We start from the raw sequence: 23,136 nt of genomic DNA, 5'->3' as shown, positions 1-23,136 counted from the left end.
GGTGATGTTCTCCGTCGGGGACGCGCACACGTCGTGTGCGCAATACGTAAGGGGGACTGCCGGTGCTCGAAAGGTGCCTCACGCGAAGGCGGGCGAGCACGGCGGTCCACGCCGTCCCAGGGAGTGGGTGAGGATCCGGTCGCGGGCGGTGGGCGTGCGCTCGGCGGCCCGCGACGGCAGCCGGCACCCGGCCGGGGCCCGTGCCACCGTCACCGCGGCGACCGCCAGCAGCAACGGCCGGAAGGTGCTCGCCGCCACCGCCCGCAGCAGCTGGGCCAGGGCCCGCTCGCCCCGGCGCAGCCAGACGGCGGCGGCCAGTCCCACGCCGACGTGCGCGGCGAGCAGCAGCCAGGCGGTGGCCGGGTCGGCATGCGCGACCACGGCCGCGAGCCGGTCGGTGCCGGTGGCCCCGGCCATCCGGGCCAGCGGCGTGCCGACCTCGCCGCCCCCGCACAGCACGTCCAGGCCGACCGACCGCAGCGGGCCGGCGACCGGGCCGCCCGACCGGCCGTAACAGGCGTGCTGTCCCGTGGTGAACACCGTGTCGGCGGCCAGTTCCAGCGGGATCAGCAGGGCCGCGATCCGCCCGAAGGAGCGCTCGCGGCCCGCCAGGGCGTACGCGATCACGAACACGGCGGCGGCGACCGCGGCCACCGTGCCCATCGGGAGCGGGACCTGGGACAGCAGCACGTGCGACGCGGTGCTGAGCGTCACGACCACTGCCGTGAACAGCGCCGCGCGTACGGCTCTGAGCTGGATCCCGGATATGTCCATAGCGAAAGGAGAGTCTGTCACGGGGGCCGGTAAGGGACCCCTAAAGAATGCCTGTGAGTGAGTGGATGGCCAAAGCCCCGGCTCAGGGGTCCTTACAGACCCGGGATCCGGCCGTTGCGGAACAGGTCCACGAAGGTCTGGTGGTCGGCACGCGCGCGTGCGCCGTAGCTGTGCGCGAAGTCGGTCAGCAGCGGCGCGAAGCCCTCCTCGTCGGCCGCGATCGCCGCGTCGATGGCCCGCTCCGTGGAGAACGGCACCAGGGACTCGCCGGACTGGTCGTCCGCCGCCGAGTGCATCGTGGCCGTGGCCCGGCCGAGGTCGGCCACCACCTGGGCGATCTCCTCCGCGTCGTCGATGTCGCCCCAGTCGAGATCCACCGCGTACGGCGAGACCTCGGCGACCAGCTGACCCGCGCCGTCCAGCTCGGTCCAGCCCAGCCACGGGTCGGCGTGCGCCTGGAGGGCGCGCTGGGAGATGACCGTGCGGTGCCCCTCGTGCTGGAAGTAGTCGCGGATCGCCTGGTCCGTGACGTGCCGGGAGACGGCCGGGGTCTGGGCCTGCTTGATGTAGATCACCACATCGTTCTCCAGGGCGTCGCTGTGGCCCTCCAGGAGGATGTTGTACGACGGCAGCCCCGCCGAGCCGATGCCGATGCCGCGCCGGCCGACGACGTCCTTCACGCGGTAGGAGTCGGGGCGGGCCAGCGAGCTGTCCGGCAGCGTCTCCAGGTAGCCGTCGAAGGCGGCGAGGACCTTGTAGCGCGTGGCCGCGTCCAGCTCCACCGAGCCGCCGCCCGGCGCGAAGCGGCGCTCGAAGTCGCGGATCTCCGTCATCGACTCCAGCAGCCCGAAGCGGGTCAGCGACCGGGCGTCACGCAGCGCGTCCAGCAGCGGGCCCTGCGCGGTGTCCAGCGTGAACGGCGGCACCTCGTCGCTCTTGGCGCCGGTGGCCAGGGCGTGGATCCGCTCGCGGTACGCGACCGCGTAGATCGTCACCAGCTCGGAGATCTGCTCGTCGCTGAGCGCCTTCGCGTACCCGATGAGGGCGATGGAGGCGGCGAAGCGCTTCAGGTCCCAGGTGAAGGGGCCGACGTAGGCCTCGTCGAAGTCGTTGACGTTGAAGATCAGGCGGCCGTTGGCGTCCATGTACGTGCCGAAGTTCTCCGCGTGCAGGTCGCCGTGGATCCACACGCGTGAGGTGCGCTCGTCCAGGAACGGCCCGCCCCGCTTCTCCTGGTCGAGATCGTGGTAGAAGAGGCACGCCGTGCCCCGGTAGAACGCGAAGGCCGAGGCCGCCATCTTCCGGAACTTCACGCGGAACGCGGCCGGGTCGGCGGCCAGGAGCTCGCCGAAGGCGGTGTCGAAGACGGCGAGGATCTCCTCGCCGCGGTGCTCGTCGTCGAGCTGCGGGAACGACATCGCTGGGTGCCTCCTGGTGCATACGTCTGGGGACGGCAGGTCCGCCCTGTGCCTAACGTGCGGTGGTCCGCGGGAGTGCCCGCGACCCCCGCATGAAGGTACGCGGGTCAGGCCCTGGAGTGTCAGTGGCGAGGCATAGACTTCGACGCTGTCCCCCAGACTGTCCGCAGCCTGTCGGGCCCCATTCGACGTACGTTTTCTCTGGAGGCCGCAGCCGTGTCAAAGCCGCCGTTCACGCACCTGCACGTCCACACCCAGTACTCGCTGCTGGACGGTGCCGCGCGGCTGAAGGACATGTTCAACGCGTGCAACGAGATGGGCATGACGCACATCGCCATGTCCGACCACGGCAACCTCCACGGGGCGTACGACTTCTTCCACTCCGCGCAGAAAGCCGGGGTCACCCCGATCATCGGCATCGAGGCGTATGTCGCGCCCGAGTCGCGCCGCAACAAGCGCAAGATCCAGTGGGGCCAGCCGCACCAGAAGCGCGACGACGTCTCCGGTTCCGGTGGTTACACCCACAAGACGATGTGGGCCGTGAACAAGACCGGCCTGCACAACCTCTTCCGGCTCTCCTCGGACGCGTACGCCGAGGGCTGGCTGCAGAAGTGGCCCCGGATGGACAAGGAGACCATCGCCAAGTGGTCCGAGGGGATCGTCGCCTCCACCGGCTGCCCCTCCGGCGAGGTCCAGACCCGGCTGCGCCTCGGCCACTTCGACGAGGCCCTGAAGGCCGCCGCCGACTACCAGGACATCTTCGGCAAGGACCGCTACTTCCTGGAGCTGATGGACCACGGCATCGAGATCGAGCACCGGGTCCGCGACGGCCTTCTGGAGATCGCCAAGAAGCTCGGCATCCCCCCACTGGTCACCAACGACTCGCACTACACCTACTCGCACGAGGCGAGCGCCCACGACGCCCTGCTGTGCATCCAGACCGGCAAGAACCTCTCCGACCCCGACCGCTTCAGGTTCGACGGCACCGGCTACTACCTGAAGTCCACGGACGAGATGTACGCCATCGACTCCTCGGACGCCTGGCAGGAGGGCTGCGCCAACACCCGGCTGATCGCCGAGATGGTCGACACCACGGGCATGTTCGAAAAGCGCGACCTGATGCCGAAGTTCGACATCCCGGAGGGGTACACGGAGGTCAGCTGGTTCCGCGAGGAGACCCTGCGCGGCATGCACCGCCGCTTCCCGGACGGCATCCCGGACGACCGCATGAAGCAGGTCGAGTACGAGATGGACACCATCCTCTCGATGGGCTTCCCGGGCTACTTCCTCGTGGTCGCCGACTTCATCATGTGGGCCAAGAAGCAGGGCATCGCGGTCGGCCCCGGCCGAGGCTCCGCGGCCGGCTCGATCGTCGCCTACGCCCTCGGCATCACCGACCTCGACCCCATCCCGCACGGCCTGATCTTCGAGCGGTTCCTCAACCCCGAGCGCATCTCCATGCCCGATGTCGACATCGACTTCGACGAGCGCCGGCGCGTCGAGGTGATCCGGTACGTGACGGAGAAGTACGGCGCCGACAAGGTCGCCATGATCGGCACGTACGGCACCATCAAGGCCAAGAACGCGATCAAGGACTCCGCGCGCGTGCTGGGCTACCCGTACGCGATGGGAGACCGCCTCACCAAGGCCATGCCCGCCGACGTCCTCGGCAAGGGCATCAACCTCGACGGCATCACCAACCCCGAGCACCCCCGCTACTCGGAGGCGGGCGAGATCCGGGCGATGTACGAGAACGAGCCGGACGTGAAGAAGGTCATCGACACCGCCAAGGGCGTCGAGGGCCTGGTCCGGCAGATGGGCGTGCACGCCGCCGGCGTGATCATGTCCAGCGAGACCATCACCGACCACGTCCCGGTCTGGGTCAGGCACACCGACGGCGTGACCATCACGCAGTGGGACTACCCGAGCTGTGAGTCGCTCGGCCTGCTGAAGATGGACTTCCTGGGCCTGCGCAACCTGACGATCATGGACGACGCCGTCAAGATGGTGAAGTCCAACAAGGGGATCGACATCGATCTCCTGAGCCTCCCGCTCGACGACCCCACGACCTTCGAACTGCTCCAGCGCGGCGACACCCTCGGCGTCTTCCAGTTCGACGGCGGCCCCATGCGCTCCCTGCTCCGGCTGATGAAGCCGGACAACTTCGAAGACATCTCCGCCGTGTCGGCCCTGTACCGCCCGGGCCCGATGGGCATGAACTCCCACACGAACTACGCGCTGCGCAAGAACGGGCAGCAGGAGATCACGCCGATCCACCCCGAGCTGGAGGAGCCGCTCAGGGAGGTCCTGGACGTCACCCACGGCCTGATCGTCTACCAGGAGCAGGTGCAGAAGGCCGCCCAGATCATCGCCGGCTACTCGCTCGGCGAGGCCGACATCCTCCGCCGCGTGATGGGCAAGAAGAAGCCCGAGGAACTGGCGAAGAACTTCGTGCTGTTCCAGGAGGGCGCCCGTAAGAAGGGCTACAGCGACGAAGCCATCCAGGCGCTCTGGGACGTGCTGGTCCCCTTCGCCGGCTACGCGTTCAACAAGGCGCACTCCGCCGCGTACGGACTCGTCTCCTACTGGACCGCGTACCTCAAGGCGAACCACCCCGCCGAGTACATGGCCGCGCTCCTCACGTCCGTGAAGGACGACAAGGACAAGTCGGCCGTCTACCTCAACGAGTGTCGCCGCATGGGCATCAAGGTGCTCCCGCCGGATGTCAACGAGTCGATGTCCAACTTCGCGGCCCAGGGCGACGACGTGATCCTCTTCGGCCTCTCCGCCGTCCGCAACGTCGGCACGAACGTCGTCGAGTCGATCATCAGGTGCCGCAAGGCCAAGGGGAAGTACACCTCGTTCCCGGACTACCTCGACAAGGTCGACGCGGTGGTCTGCAACAAGCGCACCACCGAGTCGCTGATCAAGGCCGGCGCCTTCGACGCCATGGGCCACACCCGCAAGGGCCTGACCGCGCAGTACGAGCCGATGATCGACAACGTGGTCGCGGTCAAGCGCAAGGAGGCCGAGGGGCAGTTCGACCTCTTCGGCGGAATGGGCGAGGCCGACAGCAGCGAGCCGGGCTTCGGTCTCGACGTGGAGTTCACCACCGAGGAGTGGGACAAGACCTATCTGCTCGCCCAGGAGCGGGAGATGCTCGGTCTGTACGTCTCCGACCACCCGCTGTTCGGTCTGGAGCACATCCTGTCCGACAAGGCCGACGCGGGCATCTCCCAGCTCACCGGCGGGGAGCACGCGGACGGCGCGGTCGTCACCATCGGCGGCATCATCTCCGGCCTGCAGCGCAAGATGACCAAGCAGGGCAACGCCTGGGCCATCGCCACCGTCGAGGACCTCGCGGGCTCGATCGAGTGCATGTTCTTCCCGGCGACGTACCAGCTCGTCTCGACCCAACTCGTCGAGGACGCCGTGGTGTTCGTCAAGGGCCGCCTCGACAAGCGCGAGGACGTGCCGCGGCTGGTCGCGATGGAACTGATGGTGCCGGATCTGTCGAACGCGGGCACCAACGCGCCCGTGATCCTCACCATCCCGGCCACCCGGGTCACGCCGCCGCTGGTCAGCCGCCTCGGCGAGGTCCTCAGCCACCACAAGGGCGACAGCGAGGTCCGGATCAAGCTCCAGGGGCCGACCAAGACGACCGTGCTGCGTCTGGACCGGCACCGGGTGAAGCCGGACCCGGCGCTCTTCGGTGACCTGAAGGTGCTGCTCGGGCCGTCCTGCCTGGCGGGCTGACGCCGGGCCCGGGAGCGGGCTCTTGATGCGCGAGAGGGGCGTACCCGGTACCGGGTACGCCCCTCGGTGTGTGTCCGGGTCTCAACCACCCGTTACACGCATGTCAGTTGTGACCGAAGCTGCGCTTGCGCTTGCGGGACGCCACGTCGCCGGGGGTCACCTCGACCTCGGGCTGGGGCTCCGCCTCCGCGGTGGGACGGCGGTCGGCGCGCTGACCACGCTCGGTAGGACGCTGCTGCTTACGGTCACGGTTCTTGTTCTTGGCCATGGTGATGCCTCCTGTGGGGGATCTAGGGGCCAGGGCCGGGACCAGATTCACACAGGCCGACAACGATCGCATGTCGGACAATTACCGTGCGTGACAGGGCTGGTCGCTGCGGGAACCTCCGAAACGCCACGCCGAAGATCGAGTTCCGGCCGTTAACCTCCGCGCCGTCGGGCAGACTCGAAGCAAGCCCGAAGCAAACCTCCCGGGAAGAGGGTGAGTCGTGTGGACCGCTGCATCGTCCTGGTGGACGCGGGGTATCTGCTGGGGGCGGCGGCGAGTCTCCTCGCCGGGGAGCCCTCACGATCCCGGATCACCGTCGACCACACCGCCCTCATCCAAGGGCTGCGCGAACGCGCCGAGTCGGACACGCAGCAGCCGCTGCTGCGTATCTACTGGTTCGACGGCGCTCCCGACCGCGTCCCGCAACCCGAGCACCGCAGGCTGCGCGTGATGCCCCGGGTCACCGTCCGGCTGGGCGCGCTGACCCGCAGCGACGGCCGCTGGGCGCAGAAGGGCGTGGACGCCGCGATGCACGCCGAGCTCACCGAACTGGCCCGCAACCGCGCCTGCTCCGACATCGTCCTCGTCACCGGTGACGGCGATCTGCTGCCCGGCATGATGGCCGCGAAGGAGCACGGCGTCGCCGTCCACCTGTGGGCCGTGCAGGCCGCCGACGGCGACTACAACCAGTCCGAGGACCTGGTCGCCGAGGCCGACGAGCGGCGCGTCCTGGACCGGACCTGGATCACCAAGGCCGTCCGAGCCAAGGAGTACACCGGCGCGTGCGCCCCGCAGCCCGCGCCCCGGCCGGAGATCGCCGCGATCCTCTCCGCCCCGCTGCCCGAGTCCGCGCTCGCCGCCGCGACCGAGCGCCCCGCACCGCAACCGCAGCACCCCGCGGCCGGAGCCGGGCAGAACGGCGCGGAGGAACGCGTGCCCGCCCCCAAAGGCGTCCCCACACCCAAAGACCTGGCCGCCCTGCGCGCCCCCGGCACCCACTCAGCCCAGCAGCCCGCCTCCGCCACCCTCCGCTGGTCCTCCGACAAGGGCTGGGTCGACCGGCCCACGGCCGAGCCTCCCGAGGCCGCCTTGATGCCGACGCTCGCCCAGCTGACCACGGCCGAGCAGCGGTGGGCCGACCGCGAGGAGGACATCACCACCGTCGGCGGCGACCCCTACGAGGTGGGGCAGGTCTTCGCCCGGCGCTGGGTCGAGCGCCTCGGCGACCAGAGCCACCTGCAGAAACTGTCCGGGATGTACCCGCGCATCCCGCACCGCGTCGACGGGGAGCTGCTGCGCTACGCCGCTCGCTTCGGCCTGCTCGCCCACAAGGACGACCAGATCGACGAGCGGGACCGGTACGCCATCCGGGCCGGCTTCTGGAAGGAGATCGGCGTGCGCACGGGAGTGGAGCACGCGCCCGTCGGCGAATGAGAACTTTGCCGGGGGATTTCCCGCCCGGGAGCGACCCGAGAGCGGAGCGGGGCTGCCGACCCCGTAGTCTCGTCCCTTGTGAGTAAGCGCGCGGCACAGGCATTTCGGCACGATGGTGACGTCGTGTGCGCGGTGCGCGGGCTGACCAAGACCTATCCGGCGGTACGCGGCCGGCGTGGCGCGCCCGGGACACCCGAGGTCCGGGCCACGGACGACGTGACGCTGGACATCCGGCGCGGCGAGATCTTCGGCCTGCTCGGGCCGAACGGCGCAGGCAAGTCCACCCTCGTACGGCAGCTCACCGGGCTGATGCGGCCCGACCGCGGCAGCGTGGAGATCCTCGGGCACGACATCGTGCGCCACCCGGAGCGGGCCGCGCGGATCCTCGCCTATCTGGGTCAGGAGTCGACCGCCCTCGACGAGCTGACCGTGTCGCTCGCCGCCGAGACCACCGGGCGGCTGCGCGGCCTGGACGTACGGCGGGCGCGGGCCGAGCGGGACGACGTACTCGACGAGCTGGGGCTCGCGCCGCTCGCCGGGCGTCCGCTGAAGAAGCTCTCCGGGGGCCAGCGGCGCCTGGCGTGCTTCGCAGCGGCGCTGGTGGGGGAGCGGCCGCTGCTGGTGCTCGACGAGCCGACCACCGGCATGGACCCGGTGGCGCGGCGGGCCGTGTGGTCCGCCGTCGACCGGCGGCGGGCGGAGCGCGGGACGACCGTGCTGCTCGTCACCCACAACGTCATCGAGGCCGAGACCGTGCTGGACCGGGTGGCCGTCCTCGACCGGGGTCGGGTGATCGCCTGCGACACCCCGGCCGGGCTCAAGGAGCAGGTCGCCGGCGAGGTGCGGGTCGACCTGGTGTGGCGGGACGCGGCGCCGCTGCACGTCCCCGAGGTGGCCGCGCTGCGGGACCGTGCCGTGGAGTCGGGGCGCCTGTGGACGCTCCGGCTCGGGCCCGAGGAGGCCCGGGCGGTCGTCGCCACCGTCACCGGAGGGGCCGCCTTCGCCGCACTGGACGACTTCACGCTGGCCACGCCGAGCCTGGAGGACGTGTACCTGGCCCTGGGCGGTGCCGTGCAGCAGGGGCTGGTGAAGGCGTGAGGAGTGCCGAGGCCTTGAGTGCGGGGGCCTGGATCATGACGGCCCGCAATGCGGCGGCCTTGAGTACGCAGGCCGCCGCGTACGTACCGAACAGGGCGACTGCCGCAGTGGACCCGACGAAGGGGAGCAGCGCGACGTGAGTGTCGTACCCGCCGATGTCCTGCCGGGCGGTGCCCTGGCCGTGGAGGAGCCCGCCGCGTGCGCGGCCGAGCTCGGACCTCGGGCGCGGCTGTGGCCGTCGCTGGCGGCCGTGTACCGGGCGCAGCTGTCCCGGGCGCGGGTCGCGCGGATCCCGCTGCTGTTCGTGGCGACGTTCCAGTCGATCGGCATCATGATCCTGATGCGCGGGGTCGTGGACGACGGGGCGGAGGCCCAGGCCGTCGTCGCCGGGTCGTCCGTCCTGGTGGTCGCCTTCGTCGCGCTGAACCTCCTCGCGCAGTACTTCGGGCAGCTGCGGGCCAGCGGCGGACTCGATCACTACGCGACCTTGCCGGTGCCGCCGGCGGCGGTGGTGCTGGGCGCGGCGGGCGCGTACGCGTCGTTCACCGTGCCGGGGACCGTCGTGACGGCTGTGTTCGGCTGTGTGCTGTTCGGGCTGCCGCTGGCCCATCTGTGGATCCTCGTGGCCGTGATCCCGCTCGCGGGTGCCGCGCTCGCCGGTCTGGGGGCGGCGCTCGGGCTGCTCGCGCCCCGGCCGGAGCTGGCCACGCTGCTCGGGCAGCTGGGCATGTCGGCGGCGCTGCTGCTGGGCGTGCTGCCGGCCGAGCGGATGCCCGAGGCCGTGCGTTTCACGCGGGATCTGCTGCCGTCGACGTACGGGGTGGAGGCCTTCGCGCGGACGTTCGGGCCGAATCCCGACTGGGCCTTCGTACTCGGTGACCTCGCCGTGTGCGCCTTCGTGGGCGTCGTCTCGCTGGCCGTGGCGACCTGGGCGTACCGCCGGGCGGCCGTCCGGTGAGCGGCCAGGGATCGTCCGGTGACGCGGGGCACGGGCGGGCCTGGCACGATGGCAGGGTGACCGCACCACTGAATCCGCCACCGCCGCCGCATGAACGTTCCGCACAGGATTCGTGGCAGCCGCCGGCCGCCGGGGCGCAGGCTCCCGGGTCCCAGTACGCCGAGTACGCCGGGCACGGCTGGTACGGACAGGACGGCCCCGGGATGAGGACGGAAGTGCGGGAGGCCGGCGTGATCGCGGTGGCCGTGGCGCTCGGCGGGGCGCTGCTGGGCGTGCTGTGGTGGTGGCTCGCGCCGCACGTGCCGCTGGTCGGTGACGTGGCCGAGGGGAACTGGGTCGTCTACCTCAAGGACACCGAGGGGGAGCAGGCCGTCGGGGTCGACGGCACGTTCACGCTGCTCGGGCTGGCCTTCGGGGTCGTCAGTGCCCTGGTCGTGTTCCTGCTGCGGCGGCGTGGGGGTGTGCCGCTGGTGGTGGGACTGGCCGTCGGGGGGCTGCTCGGGTCGTTGCTGGCCTGGCGGGTCGGGGTGTGGCTCGGGCCCGCGGAGGATGTGGTCGCGCATGCGCGGGAAGTGGGGCGGGGTGTGTCGTTTTCCGCGCCGTTGAAGTTGGGGGCGAAGGGGGCGCTGCTGGCCTGGCCGCTTGCCGGGCTGGTGTTGCATCTCGGGTTGATGGCGTTGTTCGGGCCTCGGGACCCGGAGCCGGAGTTCGGGCACTCGCCTTATGAGGCACCGCCTGCTGCGTAGGTGCCCGGCGTCTGGGCTGAGGCGGGGTGGGTGCGCAGCCCGGCGGACTGACGAGATGCCGTCGATTCCCTGCGACCTGATCCAAACGACAGACCCTAGGCGCGTCCGATCGGGGCCAGTACCGCCTCCGTGAGCGTCGCCAAGTCCTCCGGAGACAGTTCCACCTCCAAGCCCCTCCGGCCCGCCGAGACGCAGATCGTCGGGTGGGACGACGCCGACGCATCGAGGACCGTCGGGAGTTTCTTGCGCTGGCCCAAGGGCGAGATGCCGCCCCGGACGTAACCCGTGGTGCGTTCCGCCAGTGTCGGGTCCGCCATCGTCGCGCGTTTGCCGCCCACCGCCGCTGCCAGGGCCTTCAGGTCCAGTTGGCCCGCCACCGGGACCACGGCGACCGTCAGCGCGCCGTCGATGTCGGCTACCAGCGTCTTGAAGACGCGGTCCGGGGAGACGCCCATCGCCTCGGCCGCCTCCTCGCCGTAGGAGGGGTGGGAGGGGTCGTGATCGTAGGAGTGGACCGTGAACTCCACGCCCGCCGCCGTGAGGGCGACCGTCGCGGGGGTGCCGCCCGGCTGTTGCTGCTTCTTCGACTTCTTCGCCATTGACGGTCCGCTTCAGTTGAGACTTGTCGGGCCGCGCGTCAGGTCCGACGACGGCAACGACGGCAGATTACGGATGATGGCCGTCTCGGAGCGAAGGAGTTTCAGCTCGTCGCGCAGGCGGGAGGCCGTGTCGGGCGCCTGGAGCAGGCGCTGCTTCGTGGGGGTGTCCAGCATCATCGCCGCGGCCACCAGGTACGACACCACGCCGGGCTCGTCGGGCAGGTCGGCGCCGGTCGTCAGGGACCGTTCCCGCGCGCCCGCCAGTCGCTTCTGGTACTGGCGGAAGGACCGCAGCACCCCCTCGGCCAACGGCGCCGCCTCGTCGCCGGGTTCCTCCGGCAGTGTCTCCAGCTCGGCCGTCAGGAAGGGACCGGACGCCTCCACCGAGACCAGCCGCACCCGGGTCGTGCCGGTCGCCAGCACCTCGAAGGAGCCGTCGGTCCGCTCGCGGATCGTCGCCGCGTCCGCGATACAGCCCACCTTGTGGAACGCCTTGACAGGATCCGTGCCGAAGCCGACGGCGGGCCCCCGCTCGGGCAGGGACGTGGGGTCGGGCATGCCGGGCGCGCTCGGGGCCACCTCGTGGCCGTCGCGGATCGCCACGACGGCGAACCGGCGCGGCTCGTCCTCGGGTGTCTTCAGCAGCTCGCGCATCATGGCGCGATACCGCTCCTCGAAGACGTTGAGCGGGAGCACGAGCCCCGGGAACAGCACCGAGTTCAGGGGGAAGAGGGGGAGCCGGACGGTGGTCACGACGCAAAAGCCTAATGGTCGCGCGAGCGGACTCGTCCGGCCCGTTCACTCCGTGGATGCCCGGGCGGCCGGCCGGCCGCTTCGTCCCGGATGTCGTCACGTACTCGGAGGAAGTGGCCGAGGGGGTCGTCCGACACCCGGTCCCAGGGGAACGAGGTGGCGTACGGGCCGTTCAGGCGCAGCTGTTCCCGGGCGTCCGGCCAGCGCTCCAGGCACACCAGGACGAAGACGAGCAGGTTCCGCATCCGGGCCGGCCAGGGGTCGGCAGCCGGCAGTCGCGGGGACAGCGCGATCGCCCGGTCGACGGCCGCGTCCAGCCGTTCGCGCGGCACCTCGGGCCCGCAGCCGTCGGTGAGGTAGCCGAAGGCCGCGCGCAGCGGAAGCGCCTGGACGAGCGCGTCGGCGGGCGCGTCCTGCGCGGCCCGGTCGGCGAAGTCGAAGCACTCCTGGTGCGAACCGTGCCAGGACGCGGCCAGATAGCGCAGGGCCGACTCGTGACAGCCGTAGTGGTGCGGGGCGCGGCGGACGGCCGCCGCCCACAGTTCCTCGAAGTAGGTGTGTCCGGCCTGGGCGCCGCACGCGTGGTCCAGCGCGAGCCGCCAGGGCACGGGGTCGCCGTGGCCGGCCCGCGCGGCGGCCGTGATCAGCGGGCTCACCTCGCGCAGCGCCTCGGCCCGGGCCGGTGACCGCCAGGCCCGGTCCACTGCCAGCTGGGCCCGGAGCAGCAGCGCGTCCGGGTCGTGCGGGGCGGTGGCGAGCCAGGCGTCCAGCCAGTCGGGGCGCGAGCGGGCGAAGGCGGCCAGCCGGGTGACGTACCGGTCGCGCCGCTCCCACTCGGCCGCCGCCCGTGTGGCGCGGAGCAGCCCGGCGGCCGGTCCGTGGTCGCCATGGGCGGCCGCGACCAGCGCCGGACTGAGCCGCGCGTCGGGCGCGTCGAGCAGCACCTCGTCGTTGGCGCGCGGGCCGACGACGAGGCGGGAAGCGGTTCTTGTCATCCGGCTCGCGCGGATGAACGGCAGCTGTATTGCCATGGTGCCGACCATTGAAAGTCTGCTGGTCACAGCGGCGCCAGATGCTTCGGGGAACTCGCGGAAAGTTGTAAGCCGAAGAGTCAAGAGAACGTAAAACTGTGGCAGTTCAACAACTGCCATCACAGGGGCGACACTAGTTGCGCCGCAGCAGCCGCGTCGCCCCCGCCGCCACCGTCGTAGCCAGGATCCAGCCCAGCAGGATCATCGCCGTCGCCAGCCACTGCCAGCCCCCGCGCAGCTGCCAGAAGCCCACCTGGCCGAGGTCGATGACCGGCAGCAGCAGATCGAGCGTGAAGAGCGCGGGGTTCCACTCCGGATGCTCGCCCCGCTTCAGCGGCGGATGCCCGGCCTGCGCGAAGGCGAGCGAGCCCGCCGCCCACAGCACCGCCATCCACACCGTGGCCCGGGCCGGCCGGTACCCGTAGGCGACCGTCCAGTCCTGCACGTAGCCCCACAGCTTGGCGGCCGGCGGCAGGCTCTCCCGGTGCCGGCGCTGCTTGGCGAGCAGCACCTCGCGGGCGTCCTCGTCCTCCCCGCCGGCCCGCAGCACGGCCGCGAGCCGCTCGTAGGGCTCCGGGTTGTACTCTGCCGTCGCCGCCGCCACCCAGTCCAGCCGCTCGGCCAGCGGGAACGGCCCGCGCGGCACGAGGTTCTCGTAGGCGAAGCCGCCCATGTGCAGCCGCCCCGGGCCGGGCCAGGCGTCCGCCCGGTCCATCAGGTTGACGATCTTCGCCCCCGACAGCACCACCCGCCCGCGCGCGGGATGCTCGCCGAGGAACCGCAGCTCCGGCGTCTGTACCCGGCGCAGCGACAGCTCCTGGTCGTCGGTGAGGGTGAATCTGGCCCGCTCGAAGTCGACCGCGTCACCGAACCGCCCGTCGTCCAGCCGGATCCCGCCCTCGCACGCGAACCGCTGGATCCGCGTCCCGCGCGCCGGGGTCATCCCGCTCATCGCCTGGGCGCCGACGCCCGCCGGGGTCAGATACAGGCTGCGCTCGACGGTCAGCTGCGGGGCGTTCAGGGCGAGCCGCTCATACGGGTTGGCCAGGCGGGCGCCGCGCAGGCTCAGGGAGACGCCGATGGTGGCGGCGCGCAGGCTGAGCTCGCCGTGCGACTCCAGCAGCTCGGCCTGTAAGTCCTGGCCGACGGTCAGGCCGTCCGCGGCGATCGACCGGCCGTGGCGGTCCCGGTGCACGATCGCCTGGTTGAGCATCAGGTCCGTGCCGATCTGCGCGTCCGTGAGCCGGATGCCGCGGTGGAAGCGGCAGCGCGGCAGATGCAGATCGCCCTCCGTCTGAACCCGGGCCGCCTCCAGCCGCGGCACCGAGCAGTCCACCATCCGTACGGTCGTGAAACGCGCCTCCGGCAGCAGCACGTCCTCCTCGAACCGGCACTGGCGCATCTCGACGTACGGCACCACCGTGCCGCCCGCGAGGTCCAGCGAGCCGCTGATCCGCACGCCGGTCAGCTTCAGCGACGACACCCGGCCGGCCAGGGCGGGCGGGCCGTCCAGGAGCAGCCAGCAGACGATCCGGGCCCGCACGGTCCGGTCCTCGCCCCAGGGGTGGCCGCCGTGCGGATCGTCCACCACCGGGTCGCCGCTGCTCAGGTCGTACACGCTGCCGTTGCGAAAGGCCTGCCACATTCCGGCCTCGGCCGCGGTCAGGTCGTCGGGCAGCTCCCCGGCACGCACGCCGGCCCCCTCGGTCACGTCTCTTCCTTCCTCCCCGGCTACTCGCGGGTCAGGTGCTTCGTACACCTGTTCATGCCCGCTGGGTGACGCCCCGAACGCGAAACGTGAAGGGGATCTTCCGTGTTCCGGCGACACTCTGTATCAGCCATTGATACGAGCGAACGGCGCGTCATTGAGGTCTGAGAGAATTGAGCACGTGATCTCCCGAATCGATCTGCGTGGCGACGCCCTCCCCGAGGGCCCCGCCCTGCGTGACCTGCTGCCCCGAGCCGAGTTCGACGTACAGGCCGCCCTGGAGAAGGTGCGTCCGATCTGCGAGGACGTGCATCATCGGGGCGACGCGGCGCTGATCGATTTCGCCGAGCGGTTCGACGGGGTCCGGCTCGACCAGGTGCGGGTACCGGCCGCCGCGCTCACGCGCGCGCTTCAGGAGCTCGACCCGGCCGTGCGCGCGGCCCTGGAGGAGTCCATCCGCCGCGCCCGGACCGTCCACCGCGAGCAGCGCCGCAGCACGCACACCACCCAGGTCGTGCCCGGCGGCTCCGTGACCGAGAAGTGGGTTCCGGTCGAGCGGGTCGGGCTGTACGCGCCCGGCGGCCGGTCCGTGTATCCCTCCTCCGTGGTCATGAACGTGGTGCCCGCCCAGGAGGCCGGCGTCGAGTCCATCGCGCTCGCCTCCCCTGCCCAGGCCGAGTTCAACGGACTCCCGCACCCGACCATCCTCGCCGCCTGCGCACTGCTCGGCGTCGACGAGGTCTACGCCGCCGGCGGCGCCACGGCCGTCGCGATGTTCGCGTACGGCACCGAGTCCTGCCCGCCCGCCAACATGGTCACCGGCCCCGGCAACATCTGGGTCGCCGCCGCCAAGCGCTACTTCACCGGCAGGATCGGCATCGACGCCGAGGCCGGCCCGACCGAGATCGCGGTCCTGGCCGACGACACGGCCGACCCGGTGCACGTCGCCTCCGACCTGATCAGCCAGGCCGAGCACGACCCGCTGGCCGCCGCCGTGCTCGTCACCGACTCCGCCGAGCTCGCGGACGCCGTGGAGAAGGAGCTGGAGCCGCAGGTCGCGGCCACCAGGCATGTCGACGACCGGATCGTCCCGGCGCTGTCCGGCAAGCAGTCCGCGATCGTCCTGGTCGACGGCATCGACGAAGGCCTGAAGGTGGTCGACGCGTACGGCGCCGAGCACCTGGAGATCCAGACGGCCGACGCGGCAGCCGTGGCCGACCGCGTCAGGAACGCCGGCGCGATCTTCATCGGCCCCTGGGCGCCGGTCTCCCTCGGCGACTACGCGGCCGGCTCCAACCACGTCCTGCCCACCGGCGGCTGCGCCTGCCACTCCTCGGGTCTGTCCGTCCAGTCGTTCCTGCGCGGCATCCACATCGTCGACTACACGAAGGACGCGCTGGCCGAGGTCGCGCACCACGTGGTCACGCTGGCGGAGGCGGAGGACCTGCCCGCGCACGGCGCGGCGATCAAGGCAAGGTTCGGCTGGAAGGTGCCGGAGAGCAAGTGAGCGACGTACGTATCGACGATCTGCCCGTACGGGACGAGCTGCGCGGCAAGTCCCCCTACGGCGCGCCCCAGCTGGACGTCCCCGTACGGCTGAACACCAACGAGAACCCCTACCCGCTGCCCGAGGCGCTGGTCGAGCGCATCACCGAGCGCGTCCGTGAGGCGGCCCGCAACCTCAACCGCTACCCCGACCGGGACGCGGTCGAGCTGCGCACGAAGCTCGCCGAGTACCTGACGGACACGTCCGGCCACGAGGTCGGCGTGGCCAACGTCTGGGCCGCCAACGGCTCCAACGAGGTCATCCAGCAACTGCTCCAGACCTTCGGCGGGCCGGGCCGCACCGCGATCGGCTTCGAGCCGTCGTACTCGATGCACGGGCTCATCTCGCGCGGCACGGGCACGGGCTGGATCTCCGGTCCGCGAGGCGACGACTTCACCATCGACCTCGCCGCCGCCGAGCAGGCGATCGCCGAGCACCGGCCCGACGTCGTCTTCATCACCACCCCCAACAACCCCACGGGCAACGCGGTCCCGCCCGAGACGGTCCTCGCGCTGTACGAGGCCGCGCAGGCGGCGAAGCCGTCGATGGTGGTCGTGGACGAGGCGTACATCGAGTTCAGCCACGGCGACTCGCTGCTGCCCCTGCTCGACGGACGCCCGAACCTCGTCGTCTCCCGCACGATGTCGAAGGCGTTCGGCGCGGCGGGCCTGCGCCTCGGCTACCTCGCCGCGCACCCGGCCGTCGTGGACGCCGTCCAGCTCGTCCGGCTGCCCTACCACCTGTCGGCCGTCACCCAGGCGACCGCCCTGGCCGCCCTGGAACACACCGGCACGCTGCTCGGCTATGTCGAGCAGCTCAAGGCCGAGCGGGACCGCCTGGTCACCGAACTGCGCGCGACCGGCTACGAGGTCGTGGAGTCCGATGCCAACTTCGTGCAGTTCGGCAGGTTCGAGGACTCGCACACGGCCTGGCAGAAGATCCTCGACCAGGGCGTTCTGGTCCGGGACAACGGCATCCCCGGGTGGCTGCGGGTGTCGGCCGGAACCCCCGAAGAGAACGACGCGTTCCTCGACGCGGTACGTGCACTGAAGAAGGAGCAGAGTTCATGACTCGTGAAGGCCGCGTCGGCAGAATCGAGCGGACGACGAAGGAGACCTCGGTCCTCGTCGAGATCGACCTCGACGGCACCGGCAAGACGGAGATCTCCACCGGCGTCGGCTTCTACGACCACATGCTCGACCAGCTCGGCCGGCACGGTCTGTTCGACCTGACCGTGAAGACCGAGGGCGACCTGCACATCGACTCGCACCACACCATCGAGGACACCGCCCTCGCCCTCGGCGCCGCCTTCAAGCAGGCCCTCGGCGACAAGGTCGGCATCTACCGCTTCGGCAACTGCACGGTCCCGCTGGACGAGTCCCTCGCCCAGGTCACCGTCGACCTCTCCGGCCGCCCCTACCTCGTGCACACCGAGCCCGAGAAGATGGCGCCGATGATCGGCGAGTACGACACCACGATGACCCGGCACATCCTGGAGTCCTTCGTCGCCCAGGCCCAGATCGCGCTGCACGTGCACGTGCCCTACGGGCGCAACGCGCACCACATCGTGGAGTGCCAGTTCAAGGCGCTCGCCCGGGCGTTGCGCTACGCGTCCGAGCGCGACCCGCGCGCGGCCGGCATCCTCCCTTCCACGAAGGGCGCCCTGTGAACGGCATCTCGACCCTGCTGATCGTCGTCGGCCTGTTCCTCGTCGGCGGGATCTACTCCTTCGTCAAGCAGAAGATGCCCAAGGGCCTGATCGTGCTGCTCTCCATCGGCGCCGCGATGTGCCTGGCAGCCGGTGTCGTGAGGCTGGAGGTGTGGAATTGAGCAACCCCCGGAAGAAGCAGAAGAAGGTCGTCGTCTTCGACTACGGCTTCGGCAACGTCCGCTCCGCCGAGCGAGCCCTCGCGCGCGCGGGAGCCGACGTCGAGATAACGCGTGACTACGACAAGGCCATGAACGCCGACGGGCTGCTCGTGCCGGGCGTCGGCGCCTTCGCCTCCTGCATGAAGGGCCTGCGCGAGGCGCGCGGCGACTGGATCGTCGACCGCAGGCTGTCCGGCGGCCGCCCGGTCATGGGCATCTGCGTGGGCATGCAGATCCTCTTCGCCCGCGGCATCGAGCACGGCGTTCAGAGCGAGGGCCTCGACGAGTGGCCCGGCTCGGTCGAGCCGCTCCAGGCCGAGATCGTGCCCCACATGGGCTGGAACACCGTGGCGGCGGCGGCCGGCTCGCGGCTGTTCGCGGGCCTGGACGCTGACGCGCGCTTCTACTTCGTGCACTCCTACGCCGTCCACGACTGGTCGCTTCAGACCCACAACCCGGCGATGGAGGCCCCCAAGGTCACCTGGTCCACGCACGGCAAGCCGTTCGTCGCGGCCGTCGAGAACGGCGCCCTGTGGGCCACGCAGTTCCACCCCGAGAAGTCCGGCGACGCCGGAGCCCAGCTCCTCACCAACTGGATCGGAACACTGTGAGCAAGCTCGAACTCCTCCCCGCCGTCGACGTCCGTGACGGCCAGGCGGTCCGCCTGGTGCACGGCGAGTCCGGTACGGAGACCTCCTACGGCTCGCCCCTGGAGGCCGCCCTCGCCTGGCAGCGGTCCGGCGCCGAGTGGCTGCACCTGGTCGACCTGGACGCCGCGTTCGGCACCGGCGACAACCGCGAGCTGATCGCCGAGGTCGCCCGGGCGATGGACATCAAGGTGGAGCTGTCCGGCGGCATCCGCGACGACGACAGCCTCGCCGCCGCCCTGGCCACCGGCTGCACCCGCGTGAACCTGGGCACGGCCGCCCTGGAGAGCCCCGAGTGGGTCGCCAAGGTCATCGCCGAGCACGGCGACAAGATCGCCGTCGGTCTCGACGTCCGCGGCACGACCCTGCGCGGCCGCGGCTGGACCCGCGACGGCGGCGACCTCTACGAGACGCTGGAGCGCCTCAACAAGGAGGGCTGCGCCCGCTACGTGGTCACCGACATCGCCAAGGACGGCACGCTCCAGGGCCCGAACCTGGATTTGCTGAAGAACGTCTGCGCGGCGACGGACCGCCCGGTGGTGGCCTCCGGCGGTGTCTCGTCGCTCGACGACCTCCGTGCGATCGCCGAGCTCGTCCCGCTCGGCGTAGAGGGCGCGATCGTAGGGAAGGCGCTGTACGCGAAGGCGTTCACCCTGGAAGAGGCATTGGAGACTGTGTCGTCATGAGTGATGCCATACGGCGCGTGCAGAGCGGAAGTCCCTGGGAAGAGAGTTTCGGTTTCGCGCGCGCCGTGGCGGCGGGCGATCGGGTGCTGGTGGCGGGCACGACGCCCTTCAAGGGCGATGTGCTGTACGGGGAGGGCGACCCCTACGAGCAGTCCAAGGCGGCCTTCACCAGCGCCCTCGAGGCGATCGGCGAGTTCGGGCTCGACATCGGGTCCGTGGTCCGTACGCGGATGTATCTGGCACACACGCGCGACCTCGACGAGGTGGGCCGGGCCCACAAGGAGCTGTTCGACTCCGTGCGCCCGGTCGCGACCTTCCTCGTGGTGGAGGGCTTCGTCGACCCGCGCGTCCTGGTGTCGGTGGAACTAGAAGCATTCAGAGGACATTAGAGGAGCCTGATTCATGACCCTGGCGGTCCGAGTCATCCCCTGCCTGGACGTGGACAACGGCCGGGTCGTCAAGGGCGTCAACTTCCAGAACCTGCGCGACGCGGGCGACCCCGTCGAGATGGCCAAGGTGTACGACGCCGAGGGCGCCGACGAGCTGACGTTCCTGGACATCACCGCCTCGTCGGGCAACCGCGAGACGACGTACGACGTGGTGCGCCGCACGGCCGAGCAGGTGTTCATCCCGCTCACGGTCGGCGGCGGTGTGCGCGCCGCGGAGGACGTGGACAAGCTGCTGCGGGCCGGCGCGGACAAGGTCGGCGTCAACACGGCCGCGATCGCCCGCCCGGAGCTGATCCGGGAGATCGCGGAACGCTTCGGCCGCCAGGTCCTGGTCCTCTCGGTGGACGCCCGCCGCACCGAGTCCGGATCCTTCGAGGTGACCACCCACGGCGGCCGTCGCGGCACCGGCATCGACGCCGTCGAGTGGGCGCACCAGGCCGCGGAGCTGGGCGCCGGCGAGATCCTGCTCAACTCCATGGACGCGGACGGCACCAAGGACGGCTACGACCTGGAGATGATCGCGGCCGTGCGGGGGCACGTGACCGTCCCGGTCATCGCCTCGGGCGGTGCGGGCAAGCTGGCGGACTTCCCGCCGGCCATCGCGGCGGGCGCGGACGCGGTGCTGGCCGCGTCGGTGTTCCACTTCGGTGATCTGCGCATCGGCGAGGTCAAGGAGACGCTGCGGGAGGCGGGGCACCCGGTGCGGTGACCCGCCTGTCGGAAGCCCCGGTCGCGTGATGCGGCCGGGGTTTCCCCATGCGCCCTCCGAAGGTCCCCTCAGATCCCGAGCTGCTTCGTCTCGTGCAGTCTCGCGATCGCGTCCTCGTCGCCGTCCAGCTCGACCTTGGCCTTGCTCTGCCGGCCGTAGGAGAACAGCACCAGCTCGGACGGCTCACCCGTCACCGTGACCACCGGCGTGCCCCGGTGGGCGACGACCGTCTGGCCGTCCGGGCGGCGCAGCACCAGGCCCGTCGTCACGCCACGCCCCATCAGCCGGGCCGTGCGCTCCAGCCGGGACCACAGGGCGTCCTGGAAGACCGCGTCGAGCTCGCGCGGCGACCAGTCGGGCTGGGCGCGCCGCACGTCCTCCGTGTGGACGTAGAACTCGATGATGTTCGACATCTCGTCGACCGGCTTGAGAGAGAAGGGCGAGAAACGCGGCGGCCCCGTACGGAGCAGCTGGATCAGCTCCTCGTACGGCTTGTCGGTGTACTCCGCCATCACCCGGTCCAGGCGCGGCGCGAGCTGCTTGATCAGTATCCCGCCGGCGGCGTCCGGGCGGCGCTCGCGCACCACCACGTGGGCGGCGAGGTCCCGGGTCGTCCAGCCCTCGCACAGGGTGGGCGCGTCCGGGCCCGCGGTCTCCAACAGATCGGCGAGGAGAAGTCGTTCACGCTTGGCATGGGTCGACATGCGGCCCAGCCTACGACCGCGTGCCGAGTCCGCCCACTGGACACTCCACCTGGCCTGGCAGTGGCGCGCGGCACAATGGTCGTCATGACCAGCACGTCCCCCCGGCCCAGCCGTCTCGACCCGGAGATCGCAGCCCGCCTCAAGCGCAGCGCCGACGGCCTCCTGCCCGCCATCGCCCAGCAGTACGACACCGGAGAGGTGCTCATGCTCGGCTGGATGGACGACGAGGCGCTGCACCGCACCCTGACCACCGGCCGGTGCACGTACTGGTCCCGCAGCCGCCGGGAGTACTGGGTCAAGGGCGACACCTCCGGCCACTTCCAGTGGGTGAAGTCCGTCGCCCTCGACTGCGACGCCGACACGGTCCTGGTGAAGGTCGACCAGGTCGGCGCCGCCTGCCACACCGGCGCGCGCACCTGCTTCGACACCGACGTGCTCCTCAAGGACGGCGGCTGCGACGACTCCACGACGGATCAGTAAGGTCAGCCGCCATGGACCTCGAGACGTTCCGCAAGCTCGCCACCGACCGGCGGGTCATCCCGGTCACCCGCAAACTCCTCGCCGACGGCGACACCCCGGTCGCGCTCTACCGCAAGCTCGCCGCCGAGCGCCCGGGCACCTTCCTGCTGGAGTCCGCGGAGAACGGCCGCTCGTGGTCCCGCTACTCGTTCGTGGGCGTGCGGTCGGCGGCGACGCTGACCGAGCGCGACGGACAGGCCCACTGGCTCGGCGCCCCGCCCGTCGGTGTCCCGGTCGACGGCGACCCCCTCGCCGCGCTGCGCGCCACCATCCAGGCGCTGCACACCCCCCACCAGGACGGCCTGCCGCCCTTCACCGGCGGCATGGTCGGCTACCTCGGCTACGACATCGTGCGCCGCCTGGAGAAGATCGGCCCCGGCGAGCGCGACGACCTGAAGCTCCCCGAGCTGACCATGCTCCTCACCAGCGACCTCGCCGTGATGGACCACTGGGAGGGCTCGGTCCTGCTGATCGCCAACGCGATCAACCACAACGACCTGGAGACCGGCGTTGACGAGGCCTACGCGGACGCCGTGGCCCGCCTCGACGCCATGCAGGCCGACCTCTCCCGCGCGGTCGCCCAGCCCCCAGCCGCGCTCCCGCCCTCCGAGCTCCCCGAGTACTCCGCGCTCTGGGGCGGCCCCGAGTTCCAGGAGGCCGTCGAGGACATCAAGGAGCGCATCCGGGCCGGGGAGGCCTTCCAGGTGGTTCCCTCCCAGCGCTTCGAGACGCCGTGCACGGCGAGCGCGCTGGACGTCTACCGGGTCCTGAGGGCCACCAACCCGTCCCCGTACATGTACCTGTTCCGCTTCGACGGGTTCGACGTCGTCGGCTCCTCCCCCGAGGCCCTGGTCAAGGTCGAGGACGGCCGTGCCATGGTCCACCCCATCGCCGGCACCCGCTGGCGCGGCGCCACCCCGCAGGAGGACCAGGCCCTCGCCGACGAACTGCTCGCCGACCCCAAGGAGCGCGCCGAGCACCTCATGCTCGTCGACCTCGGCCGCAACGACCTGGGGCGGGTCTGCGAGCCCGGCTCCGTCGAGGTCGTCGACTTCATGTCCATCGAGCGGTACTCGCACGTCATGCACATCGTCTCGACGGTGACGGGCCGCGTCGCCCCGGGCCGCACGGCCTTCGACGTCCTCACCGCCTGCTTCCCGGCCGGTACCCTCTCCGGCGCCCCGAAGCCCCGCGCCATGCAGATCATCGACGAACTCGAACCATCCAGGCGCGGGCTGTACGGCGGCTGCGTCGGCTACCTCGACTTCGCGGGCGACTCCGACACCGCCATCGCCATCCGCACGGCCCTCCTCAGGGACAGCACCGCCTACGTCCAGGCGGGCGCGGGCATCGTCGCCGACTCCGACCCGGTCGCCGAGGACACCGAGTGCCGCAACAAGGCGGCGGCGGTCCTCAGGGCCGTACACACGGCGAACCGGCTGGGAAAGGCCTGAGATGAACCCC

The 23,136-nt window shown here is 71.0% G+C and carries 23 protein-coding genes; 15 read left to right on the top strand and 8 right to left on the bottom strand.

Features of this window, described 5'->3' with window-relative positions; genetic code table 11:
* Positions 1–78 precede the first annotated feature (78 nt).
* Both ACIBNA_RS26470 and ACIBNA_RS26465 read right to left on the bottom strand, forming a co-directional pair.
* Positions 79–774 (bottom strand): hypothetical protein, encoded by a 696-nt coding sequence (locus ACIBNA_RS26470; protein ID WP_399167608.1) that lies wholly within the window; start codon positions 772–774, stop codon positions 79–81.
* Positions 775–866: 92 nt separating this feature from the next.
* Positions 867–2,192 (bottom strand): DUF2252 domain-containing protein, encoded by a 1,326-nt coding sequence (locus ACIBNA_RS26465; protein ID WP_274815627.1) that lies wholly within the window; start codon positions 2,190–2,192, stop codon positions 867–869.
* Between the two features lie 216 nt (positions 2,193–2,408).
* On the opposite strand from ACIBNA_RS26465, the gene dnaE reads away from it, so the two are divergent.
* Positions 2,409–5,948, top strand: coding sequence for a DNA polymerase III subunit alpha (dnaE, locus tag ACIBNA_RS26460; protein ID WP_399167607.1), 3,540 nt, complete (start codon positions 2,409–2,411; stop codon positions 5,946–5,948).
* 103 nt (positions 5,949–6,051) lie between these two features.
* On the opposite strand, the gene ACIBNA_RS26455 is transcribed toward dnaE, so the two are convergent.
* Complete coding sequence (locus ACIBNA_RS26455) at positions 6,052–6,216, bottom strand: hypothetical protein (protein WP_230299561.1); 165 nt, start codon at positions 6,214–6,216, stop codon at positions 6,052–6,054.
* Between the two features lie 222 nt (positions 6,217–6,438).
* On the opposite strand from ACIBNA_RS26455, the gene ACIBNA_RS26450 reads away from it, so the two are divergent.
* From ACIBNA_RS26450 to ACIBNA_RS26435, 4 genes are all read left to right on the top strand, one after another.
* Entirely contained in the window at positions 6,439–7,650 is a 1,212-nt protein-coding gene (locus ACIBNA_RS26450; RefSeq protein WP_399167606.1) for an NYN domain-containing protein, read from the top strand.
* A gap of 123 nt (positions 7,651–7,773) precedes the next feature.
* On the top strand, positions 7,774–8,748 hold the full coding sequence (locus ACIBNA_RS26445) for an ABC transporter ATP-binding protein (RefSeq protein WP_274822005.1): 975 nt from the start codon (positions 7,774–7,776) through the stop codon (positions 8,746–8,748).
* A 136-nt stretch (positions 8,749–8,884) separates the two neighbouring features.
* On the top strand, positions 8,885–9,706 hold the full coding sequence (locus ACIBNA_RS26440; RefSeq protein ID WP_399167605.1) for an ABC transporter permease: 822 nt from the start codon (positions 8,885–8,887) through the stop codon (positions 9,704–9,706).
* A gap of 56 nt (positions 9,707–9,762) precedes the next feature.
* Positions 9,763–10,452, top strand: coding sequence for an AAA family ATPase (locus ACIBNA_RS26435; protein WP_399167604.1), 690 nt, complete (start codon positions 9,763–9,765; stop codon positions 10,450–10,452).
* A 95-nt stretch (positions 10,453–10,547) separates the two neighbouring features.
* Here the strand turns inward: ACIBNA_RS26435 and ybaK are convergent, their stop codons facing one another.
* The 4 genes from ybaK to ACIBNA_RS26415 all read right to left on the bottom strand — a co-directional run bounded on the left by ybaK (position 10,548) and on the right by ACIBNA_RS26415 (position 14,546).
* A complete protein-coding gene (gene ybaK, locus ACIBNA_RS26430) occupies positions 10,548–11,051 on the bottom strand; it encodes a Cys-tRNA(Pro) deacylase (RefSeq protein WP_399167603.1) in 504 nt (167 codons plus the stop codon).
* A gap of 12 nt (positions 11,052–11,063) precedes the next feature.
* Positions 11,064–11,804: an LON peptidase substrate-binding domain-containing protein gene (locus ACIBNA_RS26425; protein WP_399167602.1), complete on the bottom strand. Its 741-nt coding sequence runs from the start codon at positions 11,802–11,804 to the stop codon at positions 11,064–11,066.
* 11 nt (positions 11,805–11,815) lie between these two features.
* The gene (locus ACIBNA_RS26420; protein WP_399167601.1) at positions 11,816–12,847 is read right to left on the bottom strand and encodes a hypothetical protein; all 1,032 of its coding nucleotides are present in this window, start codon (positions 12,845–12,847) and stop codon (positions 11,816–11,818) included.
* Positions 12,848–12,968: 121 nt separating this feature from the next.
* On the bottom strand, positions 12,969–14,546 hold the full coding sequence (locus ACIBNA_RS26415) for an oxidoreductase (RefSeq protein WP_399167600.1): 1,578 nt from the start codon (positions 14,544–14,546) through the stop codon (positions 12,969–12,971).
* Positions 14,547–14,724: 178 nt separating this feature from the next.
* Here ACIBNA_RS26415 and hisD point away from each other — a divergent pair, with 178 nt between their 5' ends.
* From hisD to hisF, 8 genes are read left to right on the top strand one after another with little or no spacing between them, the layout of a single operon-like run.
* Positions 14,725–16,050, top strand: coding sequence for a histidinol dehydrogenase (gene hisD / locus ACIBNA_RS26410; protein ID WP_399167599.1), 1,326 nt, complete (start codon positions 14,725–14,727; stop codon positions 16,048–16,050).
* Complete coding sequence (locus ACIBNA_RS26405) at positions 16,047–17,159, top strand: histidinol-phosphate transaminase (protein WP_399167598.1); 1,113 nt, start codon at positions 16,047–16,049, stop codon at positions 17,157–17,159. The genes hisD and ACIBNA_RS26405 overlap by 4 nt, the downstream gene beginning before the upstream one ends.
* Positions 17,156–17,758, top strand: coding sequence for an imidazoleglycerol-phosphate dehydratase HisB (gene hisB / locus ACIBNA_RS26400; protein WP_086601780.1), 603 nt, complete (start codon positions 17,156–17,158; stop codon positions 17,756–17,758). The genes ACIBNA_RS26405 and hisB overlap by 4 nt, the downstream gene beginning before the upstream one ends.
* Positions 17,755–17,919, top strand: a complete 165-nt coding sequence (locus tag ACIBNA_RS26395) for a hypothetical protein (protein ID WP_010039417.1) — start codon at positions 17,755–17,757, stop codon at positions 17,917–17,919. Before hisB ends, ACIBNA_RS26395 begins: the two co-directional genes overlap by 4 nt.
* Complete coding sequence (gene hisH, locus ACIBNA_RS26390; RefSeq protein WP_399167597.1) at positions 17,916–18,569, top strand: imidazole glycerol phosphate synthase subunit HisH; 654 nt, start codon at positions 17,916–17,918, stop codon at positions 18,567–18,569. Before ACIBNA_RS26395 ends, hisH begins: the two co-directional genes overlap by 4 nt.
* Positions 18,566–19,291: a bifunctional 1-(5-phosphoribosyl)-5-((5-phosphoribosylamino)methylideneamino)imidazole-4-carboxamide isomerase/phosphoribosylanthranilate isomerase PriA gene (priA, locus tag ACIBNA_RS26385; protein WP_399167596.1), complete on the top strand. Its 726-nt coding sequence runs from the start codon at positions 18,566–18,568 to the stop codon at positions 19,289–19,291. Before hisH ends, priA begins: the two co-directional genes overlap by 4 nt.
* On the top strand, positions 19,288–19,680 hold the full coding sequence (locus tag ACIBNA_RS26380) for a RidA family protein (RefSeq protein WP_399167595.1): 393 nt from the start codon (positions 19,288–19,290) through the stop codon (positions 19,678–19,680). Before priA ends, ACIBNA_RS26380 begins: the two co-directional genes overlap by 4 nt.
* A gap of 13 nt (positions 19,681–19,693) precedes the next feature.
* The gene (gene hisF, locus ACIBNA_RS26375) at positions 19,694–20,449 is read left to right on the top strand and encodes an imidazole glycerol phosphate synthase subunit HisF (RefSeq protein WP_274815613.1); all 756 of its coding nucleotides are present in this window, start codon (positions 19,694–19,696) and stop codon (positions 20,447–20,449) included.
* Positions 20,450–20,517: 68 nt separating this feature from the next.
* Here hisF and ACIBNA_RS26370 read toward each other — a convergent pair whose 3' ends face one another.
* Positions 20,518–21,153, bottom strand: coding sequence for a TIGR03085 family metal-binding protein (locus tag ACIBNA_RS26370; protein WP_399167594.1), 636 nt, complete (start codon positions 21,151–21,153; stop codon positions 20,518–20,520).
* 84 nt (positions 21,154–21,237) lie between these two features.
* Between ACIBNA_RS26370 and hisI the strand changes: the two genes are divergently transcribed.
* Together hisI and ACIBNA_RS26360 are read left to right on the top strand one after the other, a co-directional pair.
* Positions 21,238–21,633: a phosphoribosyl-AMP cyclohydrolase gene (hisI, locus tag ACIBNA_RS26365; RefSeq protein WP_399167593.1), complete on the top strand. Its 396-nt coding sequence runs from the start codon at positions 21,238–21,240 to the stop codon at positions 21,631–21,633.
* Positions 21,634–21,644: 11 nt separating this feature from the next.
* Complete coding sequence (locus ACIBNA_RS26360) at positions 21,645–23,126, top strand: anthranilate synthase component I (RefSeq protein ID WP_399167592.1); 1,482 nt, start codon at positions 21,645–21,647, stop codon at positions 23,124–23,126.
* Positions 23,127–23,136: the final 10 nt, after the last annotated feature.

The organism is Streptomyces sp. NPDC050164, assembly GCF_044459945.1.
GTDB lineage: Bacteria > Actinomycetota > Actinomycetes > Streptomycetales > Streptomycetaceae > Streptomyces > Streptomyces coeruleorubidus_A.
This window is presented reverse-complemented; position numbering and strand designations above follow the sequence as displayed.